The 21397-nt window shown below is 42.9% G+C and carries 16 protein-coding genes; 8 read left to right on the top strand and 8 right to left on the bottom strand.

Annotated elements, in window-relative coordinates:
• The first annotated feature begins 6 nt into the window (after positions 1–6).
• The 6 genes from lldD (at position 7) to AAFX28_RS01315 (ending at position 7462) form a co-directional block, all read left to right on the top strand.
• Entirely contained in the window at positions 7–1146 is a 1140-nt protein-coding gene (gene lldD, locus AAFX28_RS01290; RefSeq protein WP_408684916.1) for an FMN-dependent L-lactate dehydrogenase LldD, read from the top strand.
• Positions 1147–1248: 102 nt separating this feature from the next.
• Complete coding sequence (locus AAFX28_RS01295; RefSeq protein ID WP_408684917.1) at positions 1249–4086, top strand: FAD-binding and (Fe-S)-binding domain-containing protein; 2838 nt, start codon at positions 1249–1251, stop codon at positions 4084–4086.
• A 149-nt stretch (positions 4087–4235) separates the two neighbouring features.
• Positions 4236–5024 (top strand): PhzF family phenazine biosynthesis protein, encoded by a 789-nt coding sequence (locus tag AAFX28_RS01300; protein WP_408684919.1) that lies wholly within the window; start codon positions 4236–4238, stop codon positions 5022–5024.
• A gap of 218 nt (positions 5025–5242) precedes the next feature.
• Complete coding sequence (locus AAFX28_RS01305; protein WP_408684921.1) at positions 5243–6013, top strand: hypothetical protein; 771 nt, start codon at positions 5243–5245, stop codon at positions 6011–6013.
• An 81-nt stretch (positions 6014–6094) separates the two neighbouring features.
• A complete protein-coding gene (locus AAFX28_RS01310) occupies positions 6095–6769 on the top strand; it encodes a prepilin-type N-terminal cleavage/methylation domain-containing protein (RefSeq protein WP_408684923.1) in 675 nt (224 codons plus the stop codon).
• Between the two features lie 75 nt (positions 6770–6844).
• Positions 6845–7462 (top strand): lipase family alpha/beta hydrolase, encoded by a 618-nt coding sequence (locus AAFX28_RS01315; protein WP_408684925.1) that lies wholly within the window; start codon positions 6845–6847, stop codon positions 7460–7462.
• Between the two features lie 41 nt (positions 7463–7503).
• Here AAFX28_RS01315 and AAFX28_RS01320 read toward each other — a convergent pair whose 3' ends face one another.
• The gene (locus AAFX28_RS01320) at positions 7504–10254 is read right to left on the bottom strand and encodes a M16 family metallopeptidase (protein WP_408684927.1); all 2751 of its coding nucleotides are present in this window, start codon (positions 10252–10254) and stop codon (positions 7504–7506) included.
• A gap of 165 nt (positions 10255–10419) precedes the next feature.
• Between AAFX28_RS01320 and AAFX28_RS01325 the strand changes: the two genes are divergently transcribed.
• The gene (locus AAFX28_RS01325) at positions 10420–10764 is read left to right on the top strand and encodes an ArsR/SmtB family transcription factor (protein WP_408684929.1); all 345 of its coding nucleotides are present in this window, start codon (positions 10420–10422) and stop codon (positions 10762–10764) included.
• 79 nt (positions 10765–10843) lie between these two features.
• Positions 10844–11923 (top strand): ACR3 family arsenite efflux transporter, encoded by a 1080-nt coding sequence (gene arsB / locus AAFX28_RS01330; RefSeq protein WP_408684931.1) that lies wholly within the window; start codon positions 10844–10846, stop codon positions 11921–11923.
• Between the two features lie 72 nt (positions 11924–11995).
• Here the strand turns inward: arsB and AAFX28_RS01335 are convergent, their stop codons facing one another.
• From AAFX28_RS01335 to AAFX28_RS01365, 7 genes are all read right to left on the bottom strand, one after another.
• Positions 11996–14029: an EAL domain-containing protein gene (locus AAFX28_RS01335; RefSeq protein WP_408684933.1), complete on the bottom strand. Its 2034-nt coding sequence runs from the start codon at positions 14027–14029 to the stop codon at positions 11996–11998.
• 339 nt (positions 14030–14368) lie between these two features.
• Positions 14369–14689: a hypothetical protein gene (locus AAFX28_RS01340; RefSeq protein ID WP_408684935.1), complete on the bottom strand. Its 321-nt coding sequence runs from the start codon at positions 14687–14689 to the stop codon at positions 14369–14371.
• 140 nt (positions 14690–14829) lie between these two features.
• A complete protein-coding gene (locus AAFX28_RS01345) occupies positions 14830–15420 on the bottom strand; it encodes a response regulator (protein WP_408684937.1) in 591 nt (196 codons plus the stop codon).
• Between the two features lie 192 nt (positions 15421–15612).
• Positions 15613–16008, bottom strand: coding sequence for a GFA family protein (locus tag AAFX28_RS01350; protein ID WP_408684939.1), 396 nt, complete (start codon positions 16006–16008; stop codon positions 15613–15615).
• A 9-nt stretch (positions 16009–16017) separates the two neighbouring features.
• Entirely contained in the window at positions 16018–16872 is an 855-nt protein-coding gene (locus AAFX28_RS01355) for a mechanosensitive ion channel family protein (protein WP_408684940.1), read from the bottom strand.
• A gap of 47 nt (positions 16873–16919) precedes the next feature.
• The gene (locus AAFX28_RS01360) at positions 16920–17837 is read right to left on the bottom strand and encodes an OmpA family protein (protein ID WP_408684941.1); all 918 of its coding nucleotides are present in this window, start codon (positions 17835–17837) and stop codon (positions 16920–16922) included.
• A gap of 9 nt (positions 17838–17846) precedes the next feature.
• Positions 17847–21380 (bottom strand): hypothetical protein, encoded by a 3534-nt coding sequence (locus AAFX28_RS01365; protein WP_408686794.1) that lies wholly within the window; start codon positions 21378–21380, stop codon positions 17847–17849.
• Positions 21381–21397: the final 17 nt, after the last annotated feature.

The following is a 21397-nucleotide window of genomic DNA, read 5'->3' on the forward strand; positions in this document are numbered from 1 at the left end:
TGACTTATGATTACCTCTGCTTCTACAGATTACCGAGCTGCAGCAAAATCCAAACTGCCACCGTTTCTATTTCACTACATAGATGGCGGCTCGTACGGTGAACATACCCTGCGTAAAAATACCGAAGATCTTGCTGATATTGCTCTCAAGCAACGTGTACTCAACAACATGGAAGATCTAAATCTAGAAACTGAGATATTTGGTGAAAAGTTGTCGATGCCGATAGCGCTAGCTCCTGTCGGCTTAACGGGTATGTATGCACGTCGTGGTGAAGTGCAAGCAGCCAAAGCCGCCGAGAACAAAGGCATTCCCTTTACTATGTCAACGGTTTCAGTTTGCCCTATCGAGGAAGTTGCCCCTGCCATTGAGCGCCCGATGTGGTTTCAGCTTTACGTGCTAAAAGATCGTGGTTTCATGAAAAATGTTCTCGAACGAGCAAAAGCGGCAGGCGTGACAACCCTTGTGTTTACTGTTGATATGCCAGTACCGGGAGCTCGTTATCGCGACATGCACTCAGGAATGAGTGGCCCTAATGCGGCTGCGCGTCGTGTTTTCCAAGCTATGCGCCATCCTAGCTGGGCTTTTGATGTTGGCTTGTTTGGCAAACCTCATGACCTTGGCAATATTTCGACTTATCGGGGTGAGCCAACTAAGTTGGAAGACTACATCGGCTGGCTTGGAGATAACTTTGACCCATCAATTTCATGGAAGGACTTAGAGTGGATTCGTGATTTCTGGGATGGCCCAATGGTAATTAAAGGCATTCTAGACGAACAAGATGCAAAAGACGCAGTTTCTTTTGGTGCTGATGGCATTGTTGTGTCTAACCACGGCGGACGCCAACTTGACGGTGTTCTTTCAACAGCAAAAGCCCTTCCATCGATTGCCGATGCGGTGAAAGGTGACCTAAAGATCTTTGTTGATTCGGGGATAAGAACTGGCTTAGATGTTGTGAGAATGCTTGCTCTTGGTGCGGATTGTACTTTGCTAGGCCGCTCATTTATTTATGCTTTAGCTGCGCAAGGACAAGCCGGTGTTGAGAACCTACTCGACCTTTACGAGAAAGAGATGCGTGTAGCAATGACGCTAACTGGAGCAAAAAGTATCAACGACTTAAATCGAGATTCATTGGTTAACTTTAAGTAAATTCAGAGGGTGTCACAGCAAATAAAGACAAACTGTGACACCTTTTTTACCTACTGGAGATATAAAAAATAAAACACCAGTGGCAAACACAAGGAAGCTTACATGTCGAATCGTCTCAACGATAACCGCTATCAACAGCTTGAAGCCCTACTCGCTGTTGAAATCCAACCAGAAAGAATAATTACTGAACAGGCAAAGCGCCTAGCCTATGGTACTGATGCCAGCTTTTATAGACTCGTCCCACAAATCGTTTTAAGACTAAAAAGCCTCGAAGAAGTCGTTTACGCCATTCAATGCTGCCGCGAGATGAACATTCATTTCACGTTTAGGGCGGCGGGGACAAGCCTCTCGGGACAAGCTGTTTCCGATTCAGTCCTATTTACATTGACCGATGATTGGCGTGGCCACGAAGTTGTCGACAATGGTGACAAGATCATCCTACAGCCCGGCGTAATCGGTGCTGATGCGAATAAATACCTCGCTCCATTCAAACGTAAAATAGGCCCTGATCCTGCTTCAATCAACACCTGTAAAATTGGCGGCATCGCAGCAAACAATGCCAGTGGTATGTGCTGCGGGACAGCGCAAAACTCTTACCGCACTATCGACAGCATTAAAGTTGTATTTAGCGACGGAACCTTGCTTGATACCGCGAGCAAAGAAAGTATCGCCGCATTCAAAGCCACCCGACCAGACATCATTGAAGGCCTGCAGTCTTTAATCACTGAGACTCAGACCAACGACGCTCTTAGTGAGCGCATCCGTCACAAGTATCGCTTAAAAAATACCACAGGTTATGCACTGAATGCCCTAGTCGACTTCAATGATCCTATTGAGGTTCTTGAGCACCTAATGATTGGTTCAGAAGGAACTCTTGGGTTTATTGCTGAAGTGACCTACAACACCGTCATTGAACACAATTTTAAAGCCTCTTCATTGCTTGTTTTTGCGGATATTGAAGAAGCGAGCCAAGCAGTGACTACCCTATCGAAAACTCCAGTTGCCGCGGTAGAGTTAATGGACGGCCGAGCTTTGCGATCTGTAGCAGATAAACCAGGTATGCCTGACTTTATCCAGCACTTGGATCTTGAGGCAACGGCATTATTGGTAGAAACACACGCTAGCGATAACGACACGATAGACCACCAATGCAACTCGATAATGGACTCACTTAAAGACTACACCATTGTAGAGTCAGTCCCGTTCACACTCGACCCAAAAACAGTGGCAACGCTTTGGGGCATTCGTAAAGGCATGTTCCCTGCGGTTGGAGCAGTGCGCGAAGTAGGCACAACGGTCATCATTGAAGACGTAGCCTTTCCAGTTGAGAATCTTGCCAACGGTTTACGCGATCTCCAAGCTCTCTTCGATAAATACCAATATTCTGAAGCGATCATTTTTGGCCATGCCTTGGAGGGTAACCTTCATTTCGTCTTCACCCAAGGTTTTGAGTCTCAGAGCGAAATTGATCGTTACGGCGGCTTTATGGATGACGTGGCTGAGCTTGTTGCCGTTAAATATCAAGGCTCATTGAAAGCCGAGCATGGCACTGGTCGCAATATGGCGCCATATGTGGAGCTAGAATGGGGTAAAGATGGTTATCAATTAATGAAAAAAATTAAAGCATTGTTTGATCCTCAAGGCTTGCTCAATCCTGGTGTGATCATCAACGATAACCCTCATTCCCACATCGAAAACTTAAAACCTATGCCAGCCGCAGACTCCTTGGTTGACCGTTGTATTGAATGTGGGTTCTGTGAGCCTGTGTGCCCTTCTCGCACGCTCAGCCTTTCTCCTCGCCAACGTATCGTGCTTTATCGCGAGCTTCAACGACGTCGTGCAGCTGGTGAACAAACTGATGCAACAGAACTGGAACACATCTTTGAGTACCAAGGTTTAGACACCTGTGCAGCAACTGGCTTGTGTGCTGACCGCTGTCCGGTCGGAATCAATACTGGTGACCTAGTTAAACAATTGCGGACGGCAAAATATCAGAAGTTTACGCCTATCGCTAAATGGACCGCCGAGCACTTCAGCACAACAGCCTCTCTCACTCGAGCATCGCTAAAAGCAAACAAGATCGCAGTTAAAGTCATCGGCGAACAAGGCGTGTCTAAGGTGACGAACGGGATTAGAAAACTCAGTAAAGGCAAGACCCCAGCTTGGCTTGCCGAAACTCCTCAAGCTAACTCGCATGATCTCGATAAAGCATTAGAAGGGCTAGTGCGTTCAGATAAAAAAGTCGTCTACCTTCCTTCCTGTGCATCTCGAACAATGGGTCAACAATCCAATGCTTCTGATCAACGTAGCCTTACCGAGGTGACATTGTCACTGATTAAGAAGGCGGGTTTTGAAGTGATCATTCCTGAATCTTTAGATGAACAATGCTGCGGGATGCCTTACGACAGCAAAGGAATGACTGATATTGCGAAACACAAAGCTTCGCAGCTTGAAGATGTACTTTGGAAAGCAAGCTATGAAGGCGAGTATCCTGTGCTTATGGACACCAGTCCGTGTGCTAAGAGAAGTATAGATAACTTCACTCGACCACTTGAGATACTTGAACCTACTGGGTTTGTATCTAAGTATTTACTTGAACACTTATCGATTAATACTAAGCAAGAAACCGTCATGTTGCATGTCACTTGCAGCTCACGACGTATGGGCCTTGAAAATGACATGCTTTCCTTAGCAAAAGCTTGCGCATCTGAGGTCATTGTCCCGGAACATATCTCATGTTGTGGTTGGGCAGGAGACAAAGGTTTTACAACACCTGAACTCAATGCTGCCGCAGTAAGCCCCTTAAAAGATCAAGTACCGGAAAACTGTCAACGTGGTTTCAGTAATAGTCGGACTTGTGAAATAGGTCTTTCACACCACAGTGGCATCCCTTACCAATCAATTTTATACCTTGTTGATGAAGTGAGCAGTCCATTATAACTACATAGCTCGTATTAAAGGCAAAGTGTCATGTAAGCTAGGGATGATTCGGTTAGACCTAACTCGCAACTCTTTGCCTTTTGACTCCATTAGCTGTAACAAAAGGTAATAATTTACTCATCAGATTCAGTATCTCACAAGGAATGGCTATGGAATTCGAAATGTTTGTCTGCGACGCTTTCACATTGCGTCGATTTAGCGGTAACTCAGCGGCGGTTGTCCCACTGAATGAGTGGTTAAGCGATGATACGATGCTCAACATCGCTGCAGAAAATAACTTATCGGAAACGGCATTTGTTAAGCAAATCGGCATTGACCGATACGAGATTCGTTGGTTCTCACCACTTTGCGAAGTCGATTTCTGTGGTCATGCAACACTCGCCGCAGCTTATGTGTTATTTAATCATTTCGATGCGGGTGAAGTCATTCAGTTTGACACAAGAATCGTAGGTCCTTTAACTGTCGAAAAAGACCTGTCTGGTCGAATTCTTATGTGCTTCCCACGCAGAGAACCTACCCCGGTTGACGCTCCACCCGCTTTGCTTGAAGGTCTTTCAATTCAGCCAAAAGAAGTACTTAGAAGCGATCAAGCTTATTTCGCAATTTATGACGATGAACAAGACATTATCGACCTGCAAACTAAGAGCGACTACTTAAAGCAACTCGCACCTTATGACGTCGTTGCTACTGCTGCCAGTAAAGAATATGACTTTGTCTCGCGCTACTTTTGGCCTGCAAATGGCGGAGATGAAGACCCAGTAACGGGTTCTATCCATGCTGGATTGGCACCATTATGGGCAGAAAGACTCAATAAACCAAACTTAATGGCTTACCAAGCATCCAAGCGCGGTGGCATACTTTATTGTCATGTTGAGCCAGAGCAAGTGATTGTTTCCGGTGACGTTGTTCCATACTCCCACGGGAAAATATTTATATAAGCCATAGCAAAACTTCCTACTCATTACTGGTGGTTATAGGCGATATAAGCACCAGTTGATCGATCCTGTCCCTTATATTTCGTAATCTAATTCTAACGCGACAGACCAATGAAACGATTGGAAACAAATCGTTACTCACTGCTCTTTTTTACTGACATTGAGCTGATAATTACTGGTTATGTTTACGAAATAAAAAACACTGTTCTAGGAAATTTGCTATGAATCCAACAATGAAAACTACCCTCGCTATTGCCATTTCTCTCCCTCTTCTAGCAGGCTGTGTTACCCCTGGTGAAGATGACCCTAACGCTTTAACGAAGCAAGGAGCAGCCGGTGGTGCGTTGTTAGGATTAACATTAGGGGCTTTGACCGGTGATGCGGAGCTCGCAATGCAAGGGGCTATCGCTGGCGGTGTCGCTGGAGGTGTCGCTGGTGCTTCTGCTGATATTCAAAATAACCGCGAAGCTAGTCGTTCGAATAGTCGAGACGAGGCGATTGCTCAAATTGGAAACAACAACGCTCAACAAACCAATGCTCCCGTACAGCAAGGATGGGATAAACTCGATCAATTTGTTGGAGAGTGGAATGTCAACATTCAGACTCATAACCACCAAATGGACGATGTTAAGCCTCTAAGTGCCAACGGATCCTTAGCTAAAACTACCCAGGCAGATGTGAATGTTGTCAATGAACAAGGGATAGATCTTACCGCGGCATTCTCTTATACATCTGATGATGGTTACCAGTTATCCATTATCAACAATACCAAAGATGTTGCCGTGAACTTTGCAGGTGAAAAGCAAAACAACTCGAACCGATACAACTTCTACCCTATTAATACTAGCGACGTCATTTACAGAGACATTAATAGTGCTGACATTCATGTAGAGTTGGGATTTGCAGGGCCAAATGTGTGGCTATTAGAGAGCTATGCATTTGTTGAAGGTGAGCAGCAGAAGTTACAAACGTTCCGATTTACCCGCTCATAGTTAACCGTTCATTATACCCTTTACAACATCTATATTACTTAGCTACTATCACTCATATTAACGTTTGATGTATTGAGCAATATGACAGCAGATAGTAAAGGCTTCACACTAATTGAACTTGTCATCGTGATAGTACTCGTTGGAGTGCTATCCGTTGCAGCCTTGCCTCGTTTTATCAATTTCAGTGCCGAATCATCTGCAGCTAGCGTCACTACTATTTTTCAAAACTTTAGAACTGGCGTTACCATTTACCAAAGTGGATGTTTAGCCCGCGGAGGAGACATTGTTTCAAATATCGCAGGCACTGGCGTCGACTTTACAATCGATGGAATAAATTCCAATTATTCAGGCAGTTGTTACCCCGTAATAGGGAGTCACGCAGGAAGTACACGTGCCATCAATAGACCAGATACTTGTTTTGATGTTCTTGAGACTATCACTCAGTCTGACTATTTCGATGACCACCCCTCGTTTAGTAGTACCAACCCAAGACTAGGTGGAGAAAACGCCGAGTCGGTTGATGTTTCACTGCTTCCTGACGCGATTGAAAACGGCTATTTAGTTTTTATTCATCAACGCCGAAGATACGCTTCTTATTGCCATTTCTACAGTATTGGTGGCGACCTTTCCGATGCACCATTTATTCTTTACAACGCAGTAGATGGCCAACTAGTCACCGGACGTAGGGACCTAACGCAAAACTTTACTTGGACGGAAGAATTAGAGAGATATACCGGTGATATCACACTCCCATAACCAGACTTAGACCTACTTGCGGTATAATTACGCCCTCTAAGAACATGAAATAGTGAAGATTGTTAGGAGGTGACGATGAAAGTAATTATTTTGCATGGTCTGTATATGCACGGAATGGTCATGCAACCTCTTAGCCACAAGTTACGCAAGTACGGCTATAGAACCAAGGTACTCTCTTACAACAGCGTCGCAATTAACGAGCAACGTCTCTTCACTTTACTTGATAGAACGTTATCAGACTCGATGCCAAATATCCTAGTCGGACATAGTTTAGGAGGCTTAATCATCAAACGTTACCTCGAAAGCCGTCTGCCCTCTAAAGAAAAAGTCTCCCACGTTGTTACTATTGGGTCACCACTAAAGGGGGCTTCTATCGTAACCCGAATTCAAGAACTCGGAATGAGCGCCATTTTAGGTAACTCTCCTGATTTTGGCCTTAAACAGCATGAAAGCGCATGGGCTCTAGAGCAAAAGTTAGGAAGCATTGCTGGTACTCTGCCATTAGGAGTACGTTCTTTACTGTTGATGGATAATAGAATGATGTCTGATGGTACAGTCACTGTCGAAGAGACCAAGCTTGATGGCATGACAGACCATATCGAAATAAAGAGTAGCCACACTAGCCTTATTTATAGTTCATTAGTCCCAAACCAAATTCATTGCTTTATCCAAAAACACCATTTTGAACATTAAAAAAGCAGCGTAGGAACGCTGCTTTTCAGTCATTATTGGGCCTACTTCTCTGGTGTCAGCGCATACTTCGTTTTTATGGATTGCTCCCCGAAGATCAGCTGTACCCGCTCATTAAAGGCATCTTTCGTAATGGATTGGGTCATGGCATCAATATCCGTCAATGCTTCTACCCCATACCCATGCATAAGGTAACGAGCATAAAACCACGCTCTTTGTACCGTATCGTCGGCTAATGGGTGTAACGCCACTGCTAATTGTTTTGCCACTAAATCAACATCTTCTTGAGCGACTCCTTGAAGTAGCTCATTGAGTATTTTGTCGACGGCAGCATCAACTTTATCAATATCACTCGGAGCAACTTGCGCTTCAATAAACCAATCAATACTTGGCTCACCATCTTGGGAGGTGACATAGTTATCCGGCGCATAATCTAAGCCCAAATCTTCACGAATATACTCGGTCAAACGCTTTGAAAGATGACGCTGGATCATATCATCTATAAAGACAGATTCCACATCGCTAGGTTTGGCGTCCGGGTTAGTAACTCGCACCATGTAATACGTATTTGGCTCGTTGAAAATCGCCAGATCGATTCGTGGTTTGGGATCCAAGTTGTATCTTGCGTCAAATGTATAGCTCGGAGCATTCTCTAAAGGAATGGACGCTATGTAAAAACGCAACATTTCACGTATTTGCTCAGGCTTTAGGTCCGCAATAACCACAAGCTTATTTGAACGCTTCACTGTGAATAGCTGCTTATGAACTTCTTTAACTTGCCCCTCATCGACCATTGAAAACTCTGGCGCTGGTAGCATGTAGTGGAAGCTATCGGGCAAATAACTATTTCGGTTGATCTCACGCGACCACTTCCCGACTGGTGTATCTAGATAGTTGTTCATTCCCTCGATCGTTTCTCTCGATACCGCTGCAAGCTGCCTCTTTTCGACATTAACATTGGTTGTAATATTGAACAGCACGCTCAACGCCTCTGATAACTTGTCTCTTGGAGCACCTATTTCTAATCCGTGGTCAGTAAAACCAATAAATGGATAAACCTCGATGTTGTTTCGTCTTAGATAAGAGTCTAATTCAGTACCGTTAAACTCTCCGATACCACTTCTAGAGATTGTTGCTATAGATAGCTCTGATGCTGCGAATAGTCTAGGATCAAGTGCAGCTTTACCACCTTGACTGCCGTAGACAAGACGAACTCGCTCGCCAGCATTTTCATCTGGCTCAAACCAGACTTCAATGCCATTTGATAACTGCCAAACAGTAAAACCATTATCCAGAGTTCGCTCATTAACTATAGCGCCCTTGCCATCTGGTCGACTTAGCTCATCCTGTTTGCTTTCTAGTGCTAAAGGCTTCACACCAGCCTGACCTAGTTGTTTACGCACACTTGGAATTGTTTTACTTAAGGCCTCAATACTATCCGTTTGCTCCGCTCCAAGTATAAGTACATAGTCTTGCTTCAAGAAATGAGTAAGCTGTTCGTTAACACGATCAAACGTCGCATACTCAATGAACGTCTCTAAACTTTGTCGATAATCTTCTTTCGACTGCAAAGGTTCATCAAGTGATATCGCATTCACCTTAGATTCAGCAATATCAACCGCAGTGCGTTGCTTCCATTGTTCATCGACTGTTTTTAATAGTTGAGTGTAATATGCCATAGAAGCTTCTAGCTCGAGCTCTGTTACACCATGATCTCGTAATGAAGCGAAAGTCTCGGTAAATAGACTCTGTACCTTGCTCCTTTCTTCCTCAGTAAAACTCACCGAGAGTAAGGAATAACGACGATAATTAATGTAATACGACGACGAATATAAACTCTGAACAGGCTGTGCAGTCTGATTCAGTTTCTCATCTATACGAGCCCAAATAAGTTGTTGTATGACATCGTCCATCCAAAAGTCATATAAGTCCTGCCTAGTAACAATCGATGACGGGCTTTGATCTAATAAAACACTGATACTCGGAAAATCAAACTCACCTATTTCCTCCGTGAAATCCGTTAGATCCAATGTTGTCCGTGCAATCTCAGAGCCTTTGGGAGTCTCTCCTCCTTTCCAATTTGCGAAGTTTTCTTCCAGTAACGCTTTCGTTTCTTCAGGTGCGATGTCCCCAGTGATAATCACTTCGGTTAACTGAGGGTGATACCAAGTTTCGTAGAAGGCTCTTATTGATGCAGTAGTGGCATTATTAACAGACTCTTTAGTACCTAATGGATCTAAACTTTCAAGCTCTGTGCCTTGAATCAAGTGGTCATAATACTTTTCTGACAGCGATTTGTTCTCAGGGCGGGTGCGTCGAAACTCTCCTTGAATAACCCCTTTCTCTTTTTCTATTTCGTCTGAAGAAAGGTTCAAGCCATCTGCAATATCTCGCATCCACTTAACCCCATTTGAGAGCTCCTTGGGGTTAGGCAAATCAAGTTTATACACCGTCTCATAGTAAGAGGTGTAGGCGTTAATATCAGCACCAAAAGTCAGCCCTGAGTGTTCAAATAAATGGACTATATCGTTGGAGCTGAAATTACGAGAACCATTGAAGGCCATATGCTCTAAAAAGTGCGCATACCCCTTCTGTTCTTCTGTTTCATGAGCCGATCCTACATGGACATACATACGAATTGCGACGGCTTCTTTATCATTAGGATAAATGTGATATTTCAATCCATTTTCTAGTTGTCCAGACGTCCATCCAGAGTCTGTCTCAATAGATATATCTTGTTTGGGTTGGCTGCATCCGACAAGCACCAACAAAATTACAAAAAATAGTTTTTTCATAGCCATACTTTATAGTTATTAGTTCGCTGACAATATACGCCAAACAAATGCAATATTTTATAAATATCGTAGCTTTATTGATAAATGTTAGAATGGGTTGCAGATTTGATACGACAAGCGTATCATTAATCGCAATTCGACGATTAACTATTTACTGGATTGAGAATGAGCAAATCTCAGTGTAATGCCGATAACACCCAAGCATTTGAGTCTTCAGAGCGTGAACGTGCGCAGGAAATTCAACTGGCAGCCCAAGCTAAAGCGCTGTCTCACCCTGCTCGAGTTAGGATTATAAAAATCTTAATTAATCTCGAAAAGCTGGGCGGTTGCTTAAACAGTGACCTAGTTTCAGAGTTGGGTTTAGCACAATCAACGGTGTCTGAGCACCTTCGCATTCTCAAACAGGCTGGGTTCATTACTGCCGAAGCCATACCACCTAAAGTCTGTTATCGCGTCAATACTTCTGAAATCGAACAATTTTCCAAATTATTTAATACCGTATTTAGCTAGTTTAACTGGGGAGTCTTGAACTCCCCTACACTTAACCCAAACAATCGTCATTCGACGATACACGAAAGAGAGTGTTGCCATGAGCCAAGAGATCGCAACCAACAACGTAAGAACAGAGTCAGCTTCAACAAATATGAGTTTTCTCGACCGCTATTTAACTGTCTGGATTTTTGTCGCAATGGCGATGGGTATAGGGATCGGTGTTTTATTCCCACAAGTAGCAGAATGGAATGAGTCAATGTCAGTGGGTAGCACCAACATACCCTTGGCAATCGGTCTTATTTTGATGATGTACCCACCGCTAGCAAAGGTAAATTACAGCTTATTGGGCAAAGTCCGTAAAGATAAGAAAGCCATCACTCTTTCTTTGATAATGAACTGGATTGTCGGACCGATACTCATGTTCATACTCGCGCTTGTTTTTCTGGGTGACAAACCAGGCTATATGGTCGGTATAATCTTGATTGGTTTAGCTCGTTGTATTGCTATGGTACTGGTTTGGAACGATATCGGTGGCGGTAACAAAGAGTACGGTGCTGCACTCGTTGCTCTAAATAGTGCATTCCAAATCATCACCTACAGCTTTATGGCTTGGTTATTCATTACTGTGCTTCCGCCTGTGCTTGGTTACCAAGGGTTTGACGTCAACATTTCTATGCTTGATATCGCTGAAAGTGTCTTAATCTATTTAGGCATTCCGTTCCTGGCCGGTTTCTTAAGCCGCAAGTGGCTAACAGCGCTTAAGGGCGAGCAATGGTATAACGAAGTGTTTATTCCGCGAATTTCTCCTATTACATTAATCGCGCTGCTAGCAACCATCGTGCTGATGTTTAGCTTGAAAGGCGAAATGATTTTTGAACTTCCAATGGATGTTGTTCGTGTCGCTATCCCACTAGCAATCTACTTTGTGGTGATGTTTTTCGTTAGCTTTTTTGTCGGTAAGAAAATGGGTATTGATTACGACAAGAATGCGTCAATCGCGTTTACTGCAACAGGCAACAACTTTGAGTTAGCAATTGCCGTCAGTATTGCGGTATTTGGCCTAAATTCAGACCAGGCATTCGCTGGTGTTATTGGTCCACTTATTGAGGTCCCAGTATTAATCGCTTTAGTGAACGTGGCGTTGCGAATGAAAGCGAAGTACTACCCTCAGAACTAACTTCCTTAAAATCAAGCCCAGCCTTGTTGCTGGGTTTGATTTATTTACGTTTCGTTATCTGTACTGGGGCAGTCAATTCACCCCATTGTTTAGCATTTGGTAGACTTCATTGAATGGCATCGGCTTAAAGAAATAGTACCCTTGAATTAGGTTGATACCCTGCTCCGCAATAAATTCTAGTTCTTCTTTTTCCTCTACGCCTTCAACGACGATTTCAGCTCCAGTCAGTCGTACAAGTTCACTAGTGAGCCTAAACATCTCTCGCCCATTGCGGTGTTTTAAGTTCATAACTAAAGAACGATCAATCTTCACTTTGTCGTATTCATATTTTCCTAAGTAGCCAATTGACGAATACCCTGCTCCAAAGTCATCAAGCGCAATTCTAATACCGTGCTCTCGCAGCACTTTAAACACATCCCACGTTGCTTGCTCATCTTGAATTAAAAGATCTTCCGTTATTTCCAGCTCTACTTGGTTGAAGTTTAATACGCTCGAATCAATCATATCGATGACTGTCGTAGCGAAGTTAGTAATCAGGAACGTCTCTGTAGAAACATTGATCGACACCTTAAACGATGGATCACTGGCCAGTGGAGCGACCTCATCAAGCGCCTTCTGAATTACCCACAAATCAAGCTCTGATGTGAGCCCCAGTTTCGCAAAACTCGCTAAAAAGTTGGGTGGCGTGATCTTCCCATCATGCGCTTTATGGCGAATCAGAACCTCAACTGAAGCGATTTTGTTGGTCGTTGTCTCCATTTGTGGTTGATAGAATAAGACAAACTCTCCGTTTTGTTGCAAGCTGCTAATATGACGTTGGGCAGCTAAGTTACTGCTCATATGTGGCAACAATGCTACCGCCCTATTACTTCCAATCCCTTCGTAATTAAAAAATTCATCTGAGGAACCTTTAGAAAATATCGCGTGGCTCCCAATAACCTTGTCCATTTGCTTAAAGAAAGGAAGATAGATAACCACCCCAACTAAGATGATCATCAACTGCAGCAATGCCGCACTTATGCTCTCACCCGTCGCTAGATAGCCACTGATAAAAGTCGGCGTCATCCAACTAACAAACTCAGATATCGGTGGTACTAGTCCCATATATGTCGCGACATATGCCATACTAATCGCGACCAACGGAGTCAGCAAAAATGGCACAAGCAAAACAGGGTTAAAAATAACAGGCAACCCAAATAAAATTGGTTCATTGATATTAAAAATACTTAATACCAAGGTTGCCATAGCTAATGTGCGATACCCTTTGTTGCGGGTAAAGAACAACATACAAAGTACAAGACTTAACGTATTCCCTGACCCACCAATTCCAGCATAAATGTCATAGAAGTTGCTCGTTAGTATCGGTAATTCGTTGCCCCACTGGCTATATAGCAAAAAGCTCTGTTGAGTTAACTCATACAGATCTGCTTTGTACGGCGAAAAGATGATGTGCCCATTGATACCAATACACCACAGCAAATTACGGATAAGTTCGTACCAAAGAGCATCAAACAAGGAATTGACACCTAGCTCGGGTAACAGCGAACTCGCATTGGTACAAGATTGAAACCATGAACCCAATAAGTGACCAATCACTGTATATACCAATACCAACAGAACTGTCGCTGAAATTAGGTTAATAGACTGGTCAACGACATTAGGGAGCTCGCTATTAACAAACACTCGTCGACGCGTCATACATTTAACAGAAAGTGCTATTAATAATGGTGTGGCAATCGCGAGTGGGTAGTTCGCTGGCAACACTGAGCCAACATGGAGCAAGCCCCATTCGTTACTCAATATCACGTACACAAGTAGTGAAGGCGTGACAATAATGGTACGAGACAGCTTATGTAAGCGGGACAAAAACAGCGCGTAATAAACCAATAGCAATAGTGGGAATAGCTTCCACACAAGTGTGCTAATAAAAGTTAAGTGCTCAGAGAGAGTTATGTACCCTAGCCAAGATAAACCATTACCAATCAACATGGTAAATGCTGATAGAAGTGATACAGGAAGGAGCATAACGAAAACATTACATAGTCCGTTTAGGTATGCGTTTTCAGACACCTTGGTAAATAGGTTATAAATCGAATTGTTGTTCATTAAGGAGTTGATAAGCCGTTGTACATCAATAATCAGCGTACCTGTCTGCACGCTACTGTTGCCGAACTTACAGCGGATCCTTAATGATTAATTGCTTTCCTTAAGCTGCGCTTAATTGTGAGTAACTAAGCTCATATCGACAATTGCGCGCAACATACTTAATAATCAAAAACATTTCCAATCACATTTTTACTCGTAACGACAAAGGATAGCTGTTAACCAAACCTATCTAGTCTCCACAGCAACCAAACCTTTCGTTCGCTCCTTTGCTTAACCGTCGCAAAGTGAATCTTGATGAAATATTTTAACTTCTTGATTCGAAACAAGTTAACACTGTACTCAGAAAAATAAGGGAGTAGATTGTCCTTTATATTTCATCGCTTGAGCTTCCCAGAATTGTTGTAACAGTATTAAGAAATAGCGGCGTTGTTTCTGTTTCAAGACCAGCAATCTCGCTTGTTCAAGTGAAAGCTCATGCTTTAAAGTTTGTTCACGAACATCCAGTAAGTCTTTGGGACTCAATAAATACACTTCTACCTCAATAATATTTTTAGCTTCTGGCTCGCTAAACCCTTGATCACAAAGTAGTCTCGTACACATATGGTGTAAGGTATTATTAGAAATTAACTGTGCTTCGGTGGCGATTTTGGTTAATGTCATAATCGATTTCTCTTGCAATGTTGACAGTGAGAGATCCGTGCTCAATTATTCCATGTTTGTTTAAGGTCAGTTGTTGGCTAGGATTCTTTCCAGTTTGGAAAAACTATTAGTGTTGAATGACGCAGCTGCTAGATGATCTACTACGCTCGTTGAAGTTCCATTATTTCAATGATCGAGTTAGCGTTGTATTTTTCTAGAATTCTCGCCTTGTAGGTGCTGATTGTCTTCGCACTCAAAGAAAGTAACTCTGAGATCTTCTTATTTGAATAACCTTTAGACAAATAGTTAAATACCACTGATTCACGCTCTGACAGGTCAGGAAGATCACGCATTGTAATTAAACAATGCTTGAATACTGAATAGCCTCTGTAAGTTGCAAGGAGCGCATCATTGATCAGCGAAGTATCTTCTGTCTTAAGTATGTATCCATTTGCGCCTACATTTTTGGCCGTGTGGCTGAATAAAGGATGGTTGTTTGAGGAAACAAATAGCACTTTACCTTTATAACCACCTTTTCGAATACGTTGAATAAAGTCGAGCCCACTACCGTCATTTAGGTCAACATCAAGTATGATCATTTCAATATTTTGCTCTCGAAGAATACGATAAGCATCCTTTATCGAGTCAGATTGGAAGATATTAGTCTGGCTCGTAATATGAGCGGACATTGATACCAGAGCATTTCGAACAATGGGCTGACTATCTAGGATAAGTGCTTTGATTGAATTCATTTTTGACCTCACTTGAATCTGTTAGTGGAATGTTTACTTCACAATTCATTTCGTGAGTTTATATAATAGAGCTAATTTTATTGATGATGTGGAAAGTCCACATTCCAAATTGGAAATGCAACACGAGCTACATCGTCATTTTGGAATGTCGTCAGATATAACTAGTTAGTCGTTTTACAATGTAGGTGAATCCTAACGGTCAGCTGGGTGATTTACACCATCATTTGTGACTACTTCACCAAGGTCAAAGGGGTTCACACCTTCCAAGCAGCCTATATTAAAGCCGTATTCATCAGGATAGGAACGGCGTTGATGATGAGTGTAAATACCACAACGTGAACAAAAGAAGTGTTTTGCGGTATGAGTATTAAACTGGTAAAGCTTCAGTGATGCTTCGCCTTTTACGATACGAATTCCATCCAATTTCACCGAACCAACGATCGCACCTTTACGCCGACAAATCGAACAGTCACATCGACGTGGTTTTTCTATGCCGTTGGGCAAGCTCAACTCTAGCTCTACCTCTCCACAATGACATGATGCTTTATGCTTTGGTTTTATAACCGTTTCACCAACTTTTTTAATCATGCTATTTCCTTAGCTTGCAGTGGCAGCTTCACACGGAAAACGTTCCTCGTATAGCGCCATAAAGTCTGATCTAATTTCCTGTTCCAGATGTGTCGCTTTGTCTGTTGGACAAAAAAGCATAAAGTGGACAACCTGCTCCCCTGTTCCACCACTAGTAATATGGATGTGGGGCTCTGCACCCGGTAAGTCGACACCCGCATGCTTTTCAATCATTGCGTTGTAACGCTTTGCTACTTCGTTGAAGTAGTTTGTATGCTCATCAATTTTTTCAAGCATCAAAGGCACTAGTGGATACAAGTTAACGAACTTAGGCACAATGATTGAGAAATCATGGTAGACGTAACGCTTCATAAAATTGAGGTTCTTCACTGGATAAGTGAAAAACATACTATTAGGCAGCGTTGCTGTTTTACCTGTGTAGTGATATTGGCCGTGGTAAAGGTCAATTTCTTGAATCACGGTTGCCATCATATTGTGTTCGATAACTTCACCGCATATCTTACCAACTTCAATCCAGTCTCCAATCCGAAATGAACGCGAACTCGCTCGTTGGATAGAGCCTGTAAAACACAGAATAATTTCTTTTGATGCTACAACGATTGCTACAGCTATTGCCGTGACTGAGAGAGCGAACTCGTTAATCTCTGACTGCCATAAAATAAACAATGACAACACGGTGACAATAAATGCGCCGTTCTTAGTGCGCGACATCCAACTTCTTTGCTCTTCCGAAACAAAAGCGACGTCACCACGGATCATAGATAAAGTAACCCGGCGGATGATGGCGATAATGGCAATGATTAACGCTGTAAAAACTAATTTGTGAGATAGAAGAAAATCGATTGCTACTTGTACTTTCTCCACGCACTACTCCTGCTAGTAAAAAGGGGCTTCACGCCCCTTAGTTGGTTCTATTCGCTTCCAAGCTGCGGCTGCTCAGGTAAATCACCTTCTTTAAAAACAATAAAGGCTCGGCGGTTCAAGGCATTTGCATCAAGGTTTTGTTCTTGTGTCACTGGGTCTAATTCCCCGAAAGACTTAACTTCCCACACAAATTGGCTAGGGTCTAGTTTGGTTTGCAAATATTGCAATACGGATTCAGCTCTGCGTTCAGCAAGCTTCTCATTATAACTGATAGACCCTTGTCGGTCGGTATGTCCGGCGATTAATACTCGACCATTCAACCCCTTAAGCTGACTGGCAAATTCATCCAAACTGGCTTCATCGATGAGTTTCAAATCAGCTTTATCGAAGTCAAAGTGGGATGTCATCGCCACAAAGACCTTTCGTTTAGGTTCTGGCGGTGCACAGAACTCATTTTCCACTTGAGTTTGAGTCTGTTCAAACACCACGTAAGCTCGGCGGTTTTCAGCATTTGCTTGTTTAGATTGACCCTCCACTAGCGGTTTCGATTCACCGTAGTATTTTACTTCCCAATCATAACGGCTGGCATCAAGTTGTGACTGCATATAAGCTTTCACTGCTTCAGCTCGGCGCAATGAAAGTTTGATATTGTAATCATCACTGCCTTGATAATCCGTATGCCCTACAATAGCAATTTGACCATGCATCTTGCGAATACTACTAATTAAACGGTCGACACTTTGCTTGTCTTCAGCTTTCAGCTCTGACTTATCAAAATCAAAGTGAGAGGCCATAGCAATGTGAATATCTCGCTCTGGTACAATACATTCTCTAATAAGAAACTTTTCCACCAGCGGATCACCAAACTTGTCGATATTTTCCTGACTGACGTATGTATCGGTGGAGCAAGCTGAAATCGCAAAAGGAAAAGCTAAAGTTGTTAAGGCTTTGATTCTAAATCTCATGTTGTCCCTCTAGATTTTACCGATTAGGTTGATGAAGACGCCTTTCGCATTGTAATCATCATCGTTTGCTAAATTACTATCGAAGCCAGAGAAGTTATAACCTATACCGACCTTAAAGTTATCTGAAAGGTGTTTGTTCACAGATAGCAACGCACCATGCTCAAGCTCATCATTTAGAGTGTCTGTCTTCCAATGATATTCACCAGTGATATCCCACTCTTTAATTACATGGTAAGAGGCACTCAAACCGTATAGGTTAATATTGCTTTCTACAATTTCGTTGTTACCCGAAGCTCGTTCAAAAGTTTCTTTCTTATCTTTATGAGCGTACTTAGCTCCAACATCTACTTTCGCATTTACCGAGTAGATTCCTTCCACTTCGATGATATGTGATTCCTCATCAGAATAATCAACGTCTCGGTCTAGGTTATCTTGATCAGCGATGTAGGTATAACGACTCAACAGGTTTAGTCGGTCATTGTAAATCGGCCTATAAGCCAGACCACCTGTGGCTTCAACAAAACGCTCTAAGGTTTGGTCGGTATCTTTACTCACCGATTTTGAATAATTGAACTTACCAAACAAGGTGTACTCTTCTGTTAGATGATGAGTATATCGGTTGGTTGTGACAAACTGATCGACACGCCTGCGGCTCGGATCGACATTCTCATTACCTTTGTCGACACGGTATTCGACTTTGTGTTTCAAACTCACGTCATCAATATCAATATTGGCGGTGAACGTCGCTGCTCTTCGCTCGGTTACTTCTAGGAGAGTTGGATCTTGCTCATTCTTTTTCTCAATTTCACCTTGCTGATAACCAATGCCAAAATCAATGTCATCAGACATATCGTAACCAAATCCAAATGAGTCGATACGTCCTTTGCCGTTGTTCTCATCGACAAATTGGTTTTCTTGATAAAAGTCGACATTAGAAGTTAGATCCGCACGCTGGCCGACGATAACGTTGTTCTCTCCCTCATAGTTGTCATCGGTATAAGTAACATAAGTCGTGTAGTTTTCAGTAATGTCATAGCTTGCAGTTGCTTCCGTAGCATCACCACGATCACCTGTAGTGTATTCAGCACCAAGTGTAAGGTCTTCAAACACTCTAAATTCAGCACCGACCGACACACTGTCGTTGTCATCATATTGCTCAGTTTGATCAACTGTCGTTTGACCTTTAACGTAGACATTGTTGTCTGAGTCCCAGATATAGTCAGCTCTTAAACCTGCAAGAGTTCCCTTACCTTTTTCGTTTTCACGGTTAAGTTCATCAACCTGTTTACCTGCAGCAGACACCTTAATATGATCGGTGACTTTAAATTGAGCTTCTAGCTCCGCTTGCTGCGTATCCGTTTGTTTAGTTCCATCGATTTCTGTTTCTTCGATAGAGGTATAACGAGTAGCGAAACTTAGACGATCTGTCGCTTGCAGGCGAAGTTCAGACCCGTAGGAAAGCTGCTCTAGATCATCGCTTTGGCTCGCATAGCTATATCCTGCATCTTTCTCTTTATACCAAGCTTTAATGTCATTACCGACCACTCCAAAAATATTTGGCGCAATGTCATAAAGGTTAGCCACACCTTTTACTTGAATCGAATTACCTTTACGTTCTTCAAGATCTGAGCCAACTGGAGTAAAGGTTAAACCGCCGTCAAAAGAAACATAGTTAGAGTCTGTTTGGCGGCCTTCACTTTGCGCAAATTCCGCTTTTACGTAAGTACCTTCTGTGGCTCTTAACGTGAGATCAGTACCGTATGACTCATAATCTTGGCCATCACGTTCTTCAGTCGCGTAGTTCGCACCGATACCGATATAATCGTTCGCCCAACCTTTGATGCGACCACCATAAGTCATGGCATCTTTAACTTCAGAACCTTGCGGCACGTATTCATAATCCACTGCCAGATAGTTTTCATAACCATCTGTTGGAGTATCATCAATAACCGAGCCAAAACTGTCAGAGATTATGTTGCTTAACGGTCTCGTTAAAATAATTCGACCTTGGTAAGGGTCAATTTCATAGTCTCGGCCTGATTGCAGTGGCACTTCTTTTTCAGAAATACCAGAGTCTTTGTTTACTACCTTAACGTAAACCTTGTCACTGCCTGGAACCACTTCACCATGGCGTAAAAAGTACAAAGACCCGCCAGTTCCTAAAAATTCGTCATGGGCAAAAGATGAATCAGCAGAAGCAGCGAAACCGACAACGTTCAGTCTATCGTCACCAAACTTAGTAGTTGAACGTGTGCGATAATCCCCTTTAAAGCCATACAGGCTTCGGTTGTAATCATTATTGTCAGTGCCCGTGATACCTGTGTTGTAGTTACCCCACAGAGCCTGAGATTTGTCATACTCAAGATCAAAGTAAACTTTACCTTTGGTGTTTACGACTTTATGGATGTTCGCCCCGTCGCCATAGTCTCCGTAGTAGAGCTCATCATCGTCTTCTAGAATATCGAATACATCGGAATCGTCGGCCGCAAAAGGATGTTTAAAGATGTCTTTGATCTGCCCATCTTTACTATCAAAGTGTGTAGTTAAACGTAGTTTGTCACCAAATTTGCCTTGGCTAAAGTAAGCAATACGACCTTGGTTATACACATCATCTTGGTACTGGTCATTTACGCCCAAGGCTCCCGTATCCCCCGTGACTCGGTTGTTACCGATGTACATGTCCGCGAGACCAGCTTGAGCATAATAAGTATCAGGGATACGCACATAAAGCTCATAACGGCGCTCATCACCATTATCGAACACCACTTTGGTTGGGAAGATATAAGCATCGGCAGGTAAAAACTGCTCGGCGTAAAGCTCACCATCTTCTATATCGAACTCATCTTCTCCAATAACAACTTTGTCGACGCCTTTTAGCCCTGTACCAATAAATTTCGCTAACCCAGAGTTGGTTGGAATGTTGTGACGCATCAAACTAGCTCGACCGAAGCTACGCGACAGTTCATCTTCGCTATCATTGCGGTCAAGCTCTACTTCAGAATCCGCCGTGACCAAATCCATAACGCCAATCGTAGTGACATCCATGTTTCCATCTTTGTCCCACGCTTTGAATCTAAACTGCAGTTGCTCACCCACAGCAAACTGATAATCAACATCGGTTGTCCCATCCCATTCGATATCGATATCGTTCGCAACTTCTGTACCAGTCAGTACCTTTAAAGGTTCAGATAAAGAGCGGTCTCTACCACGGTAGATTTCAATCTGGTAACGCGCCATGTAGTAGCTGTAGTTGGAACTGATAGTGAAATTCACACTGTCTTGCAACTTACCTTCCGCTACTTCAAGCTCATCACCAACACTTACATCAAGCACAGGGTCAAATCGAGTGATATCTCGGCTTGCCCAGATCGCACCTTCTTGAAGATAAATTCGTGAGCTATCTTCTTGTTGGTGAAGTTTAACCTCTATCCCTGTCGTATCTGTATCTAGCTTTTCTAACTTGCTCGTGTCTTTCGCCATAACTAACAGTGGTAAAGCTGCTGCAACGGCAACCGCTAACTGAGTAAGCTTTAGTGCATGCATGTTTGTCTTATTTGGCA

It is taken from the genome of Vibrio sp. TBV020, assembly GCF_046056895.1.
In the GTDB taxonomy this organism is placed as follows: domain Bacteria; phylum Pseudomonadota; class Gammaproteobacteria; order Enterobacterales; family Vibrionaceae; genus Vibrio.

Excerpts from the sequence above, each read along its gene's own strand:
- AAFX28_RS01335 (WP_408684933.1), bottom strand. The coding sequence starts at position 14,029 with ATGAACAACAATTCGATTTATAACCTATTTACCAAGGTGTCTGAAAAC.
- arsB (WP_408684931.1), top strand. The coding sequence starts at position 10,844 with ATGAGCCAAGAGATCGCAACCAACAACGTAAGAACAGAGTCAGCTTCA.
- AAFX28_RS01300 (WP_408684919.1), top strand. The coding sequence starts at position 4,236 with ATGGAATTCGAAATGTTTGTCTGCGACGCTTTCACATTGCGTCGATTT.
- AAFX28_RS01360 (WP_408684941.1), bottom strand. The coding sequence starts at position 17,837 with ATGAGATTTAGAATCAAAGCCTTAACAACTTTAGCTTTTCCTTTTGCG.
- AAFX28_RS01340 (WP_408684935.1), bottom strand. The coding sequence starts at position 14,689 with ATGACATTAACCAAAATCGCCACCGAAGCACAGTTAATTTCTAATAAT.
- AAFX28_RS01305 (WP_408684921.1), top strand. The coding sequence starts at position 5,243 with ATGAATCCAACAATGAAAACTACCCTCGCTATTGCCATTTCTCTCCCT.
- AAFX28_RS01325 (WP_408684929.1), top strand. The coding sequence starts at position 10,420 with ATGAGCAAATCTCAGTGTAATGCCGATAACACCCAAGCATTTGAGTCT.
- AAFX28_RS01350 (WP_408684939.1), bottom strand. The coding sequence starts at position 16,008 with ATGATTAAAAAAGTTGGTGAAACGGTTATAAAACCAAAGCATAAAGCA.
- AAFX28_RS01295 (WP_408684917.1), top strand. The coding sequence starts at position 1,249 with ATGTCGAATCGTCTCAACGATAACCGCTATCAACAGCTTGAAGCCCTA.
- AAFX28_RS01320 (WP_408684927.1), bottom strand. The coding sequence starts at position 10,254 with ATGAAAAAACTATTTTTTGTAATTTTGTTGGTGCTTGTCGGATGCAGC.
- AAFX28_RS01315 (WP_408684925.1), top strand. The coding sequence starts at position 6,845 with ATGAAAGTAATTATTTTGCATGGTCTGTATATGCACGGAATGGTCATG.
- AAFX28_RS01345 (WP_408684937.1), bottom strand. The coding sequence starts at position 15,420 with ATGAATTCAATCAAAGCACTTATCCTAGATAGTCAGCCCATTGTTCGA.
- AAFX28_RS01310 (WP_408684923.1), top strand. The coding sequence starts at position 6,095 with ATGACAGCAGATAGTAAAGGCTTCACACTAATTGAACTTGTCATCGTG.
- AAFX28_RS01365 (WP_408686794.1), bottom strand. The coding sequence starts at position 21,380 with ATGCATGCACTAAAGCTTACTCAGTTAGCGGTTGCCGTTGCAGCAGCT.
- lldD (WP_408684916.1), top strand. The coding sequence starts at position 7 with ATGATTACCTCTGCTTCTACAGATTACCGAGCTGCAGCAAAATCCAAA.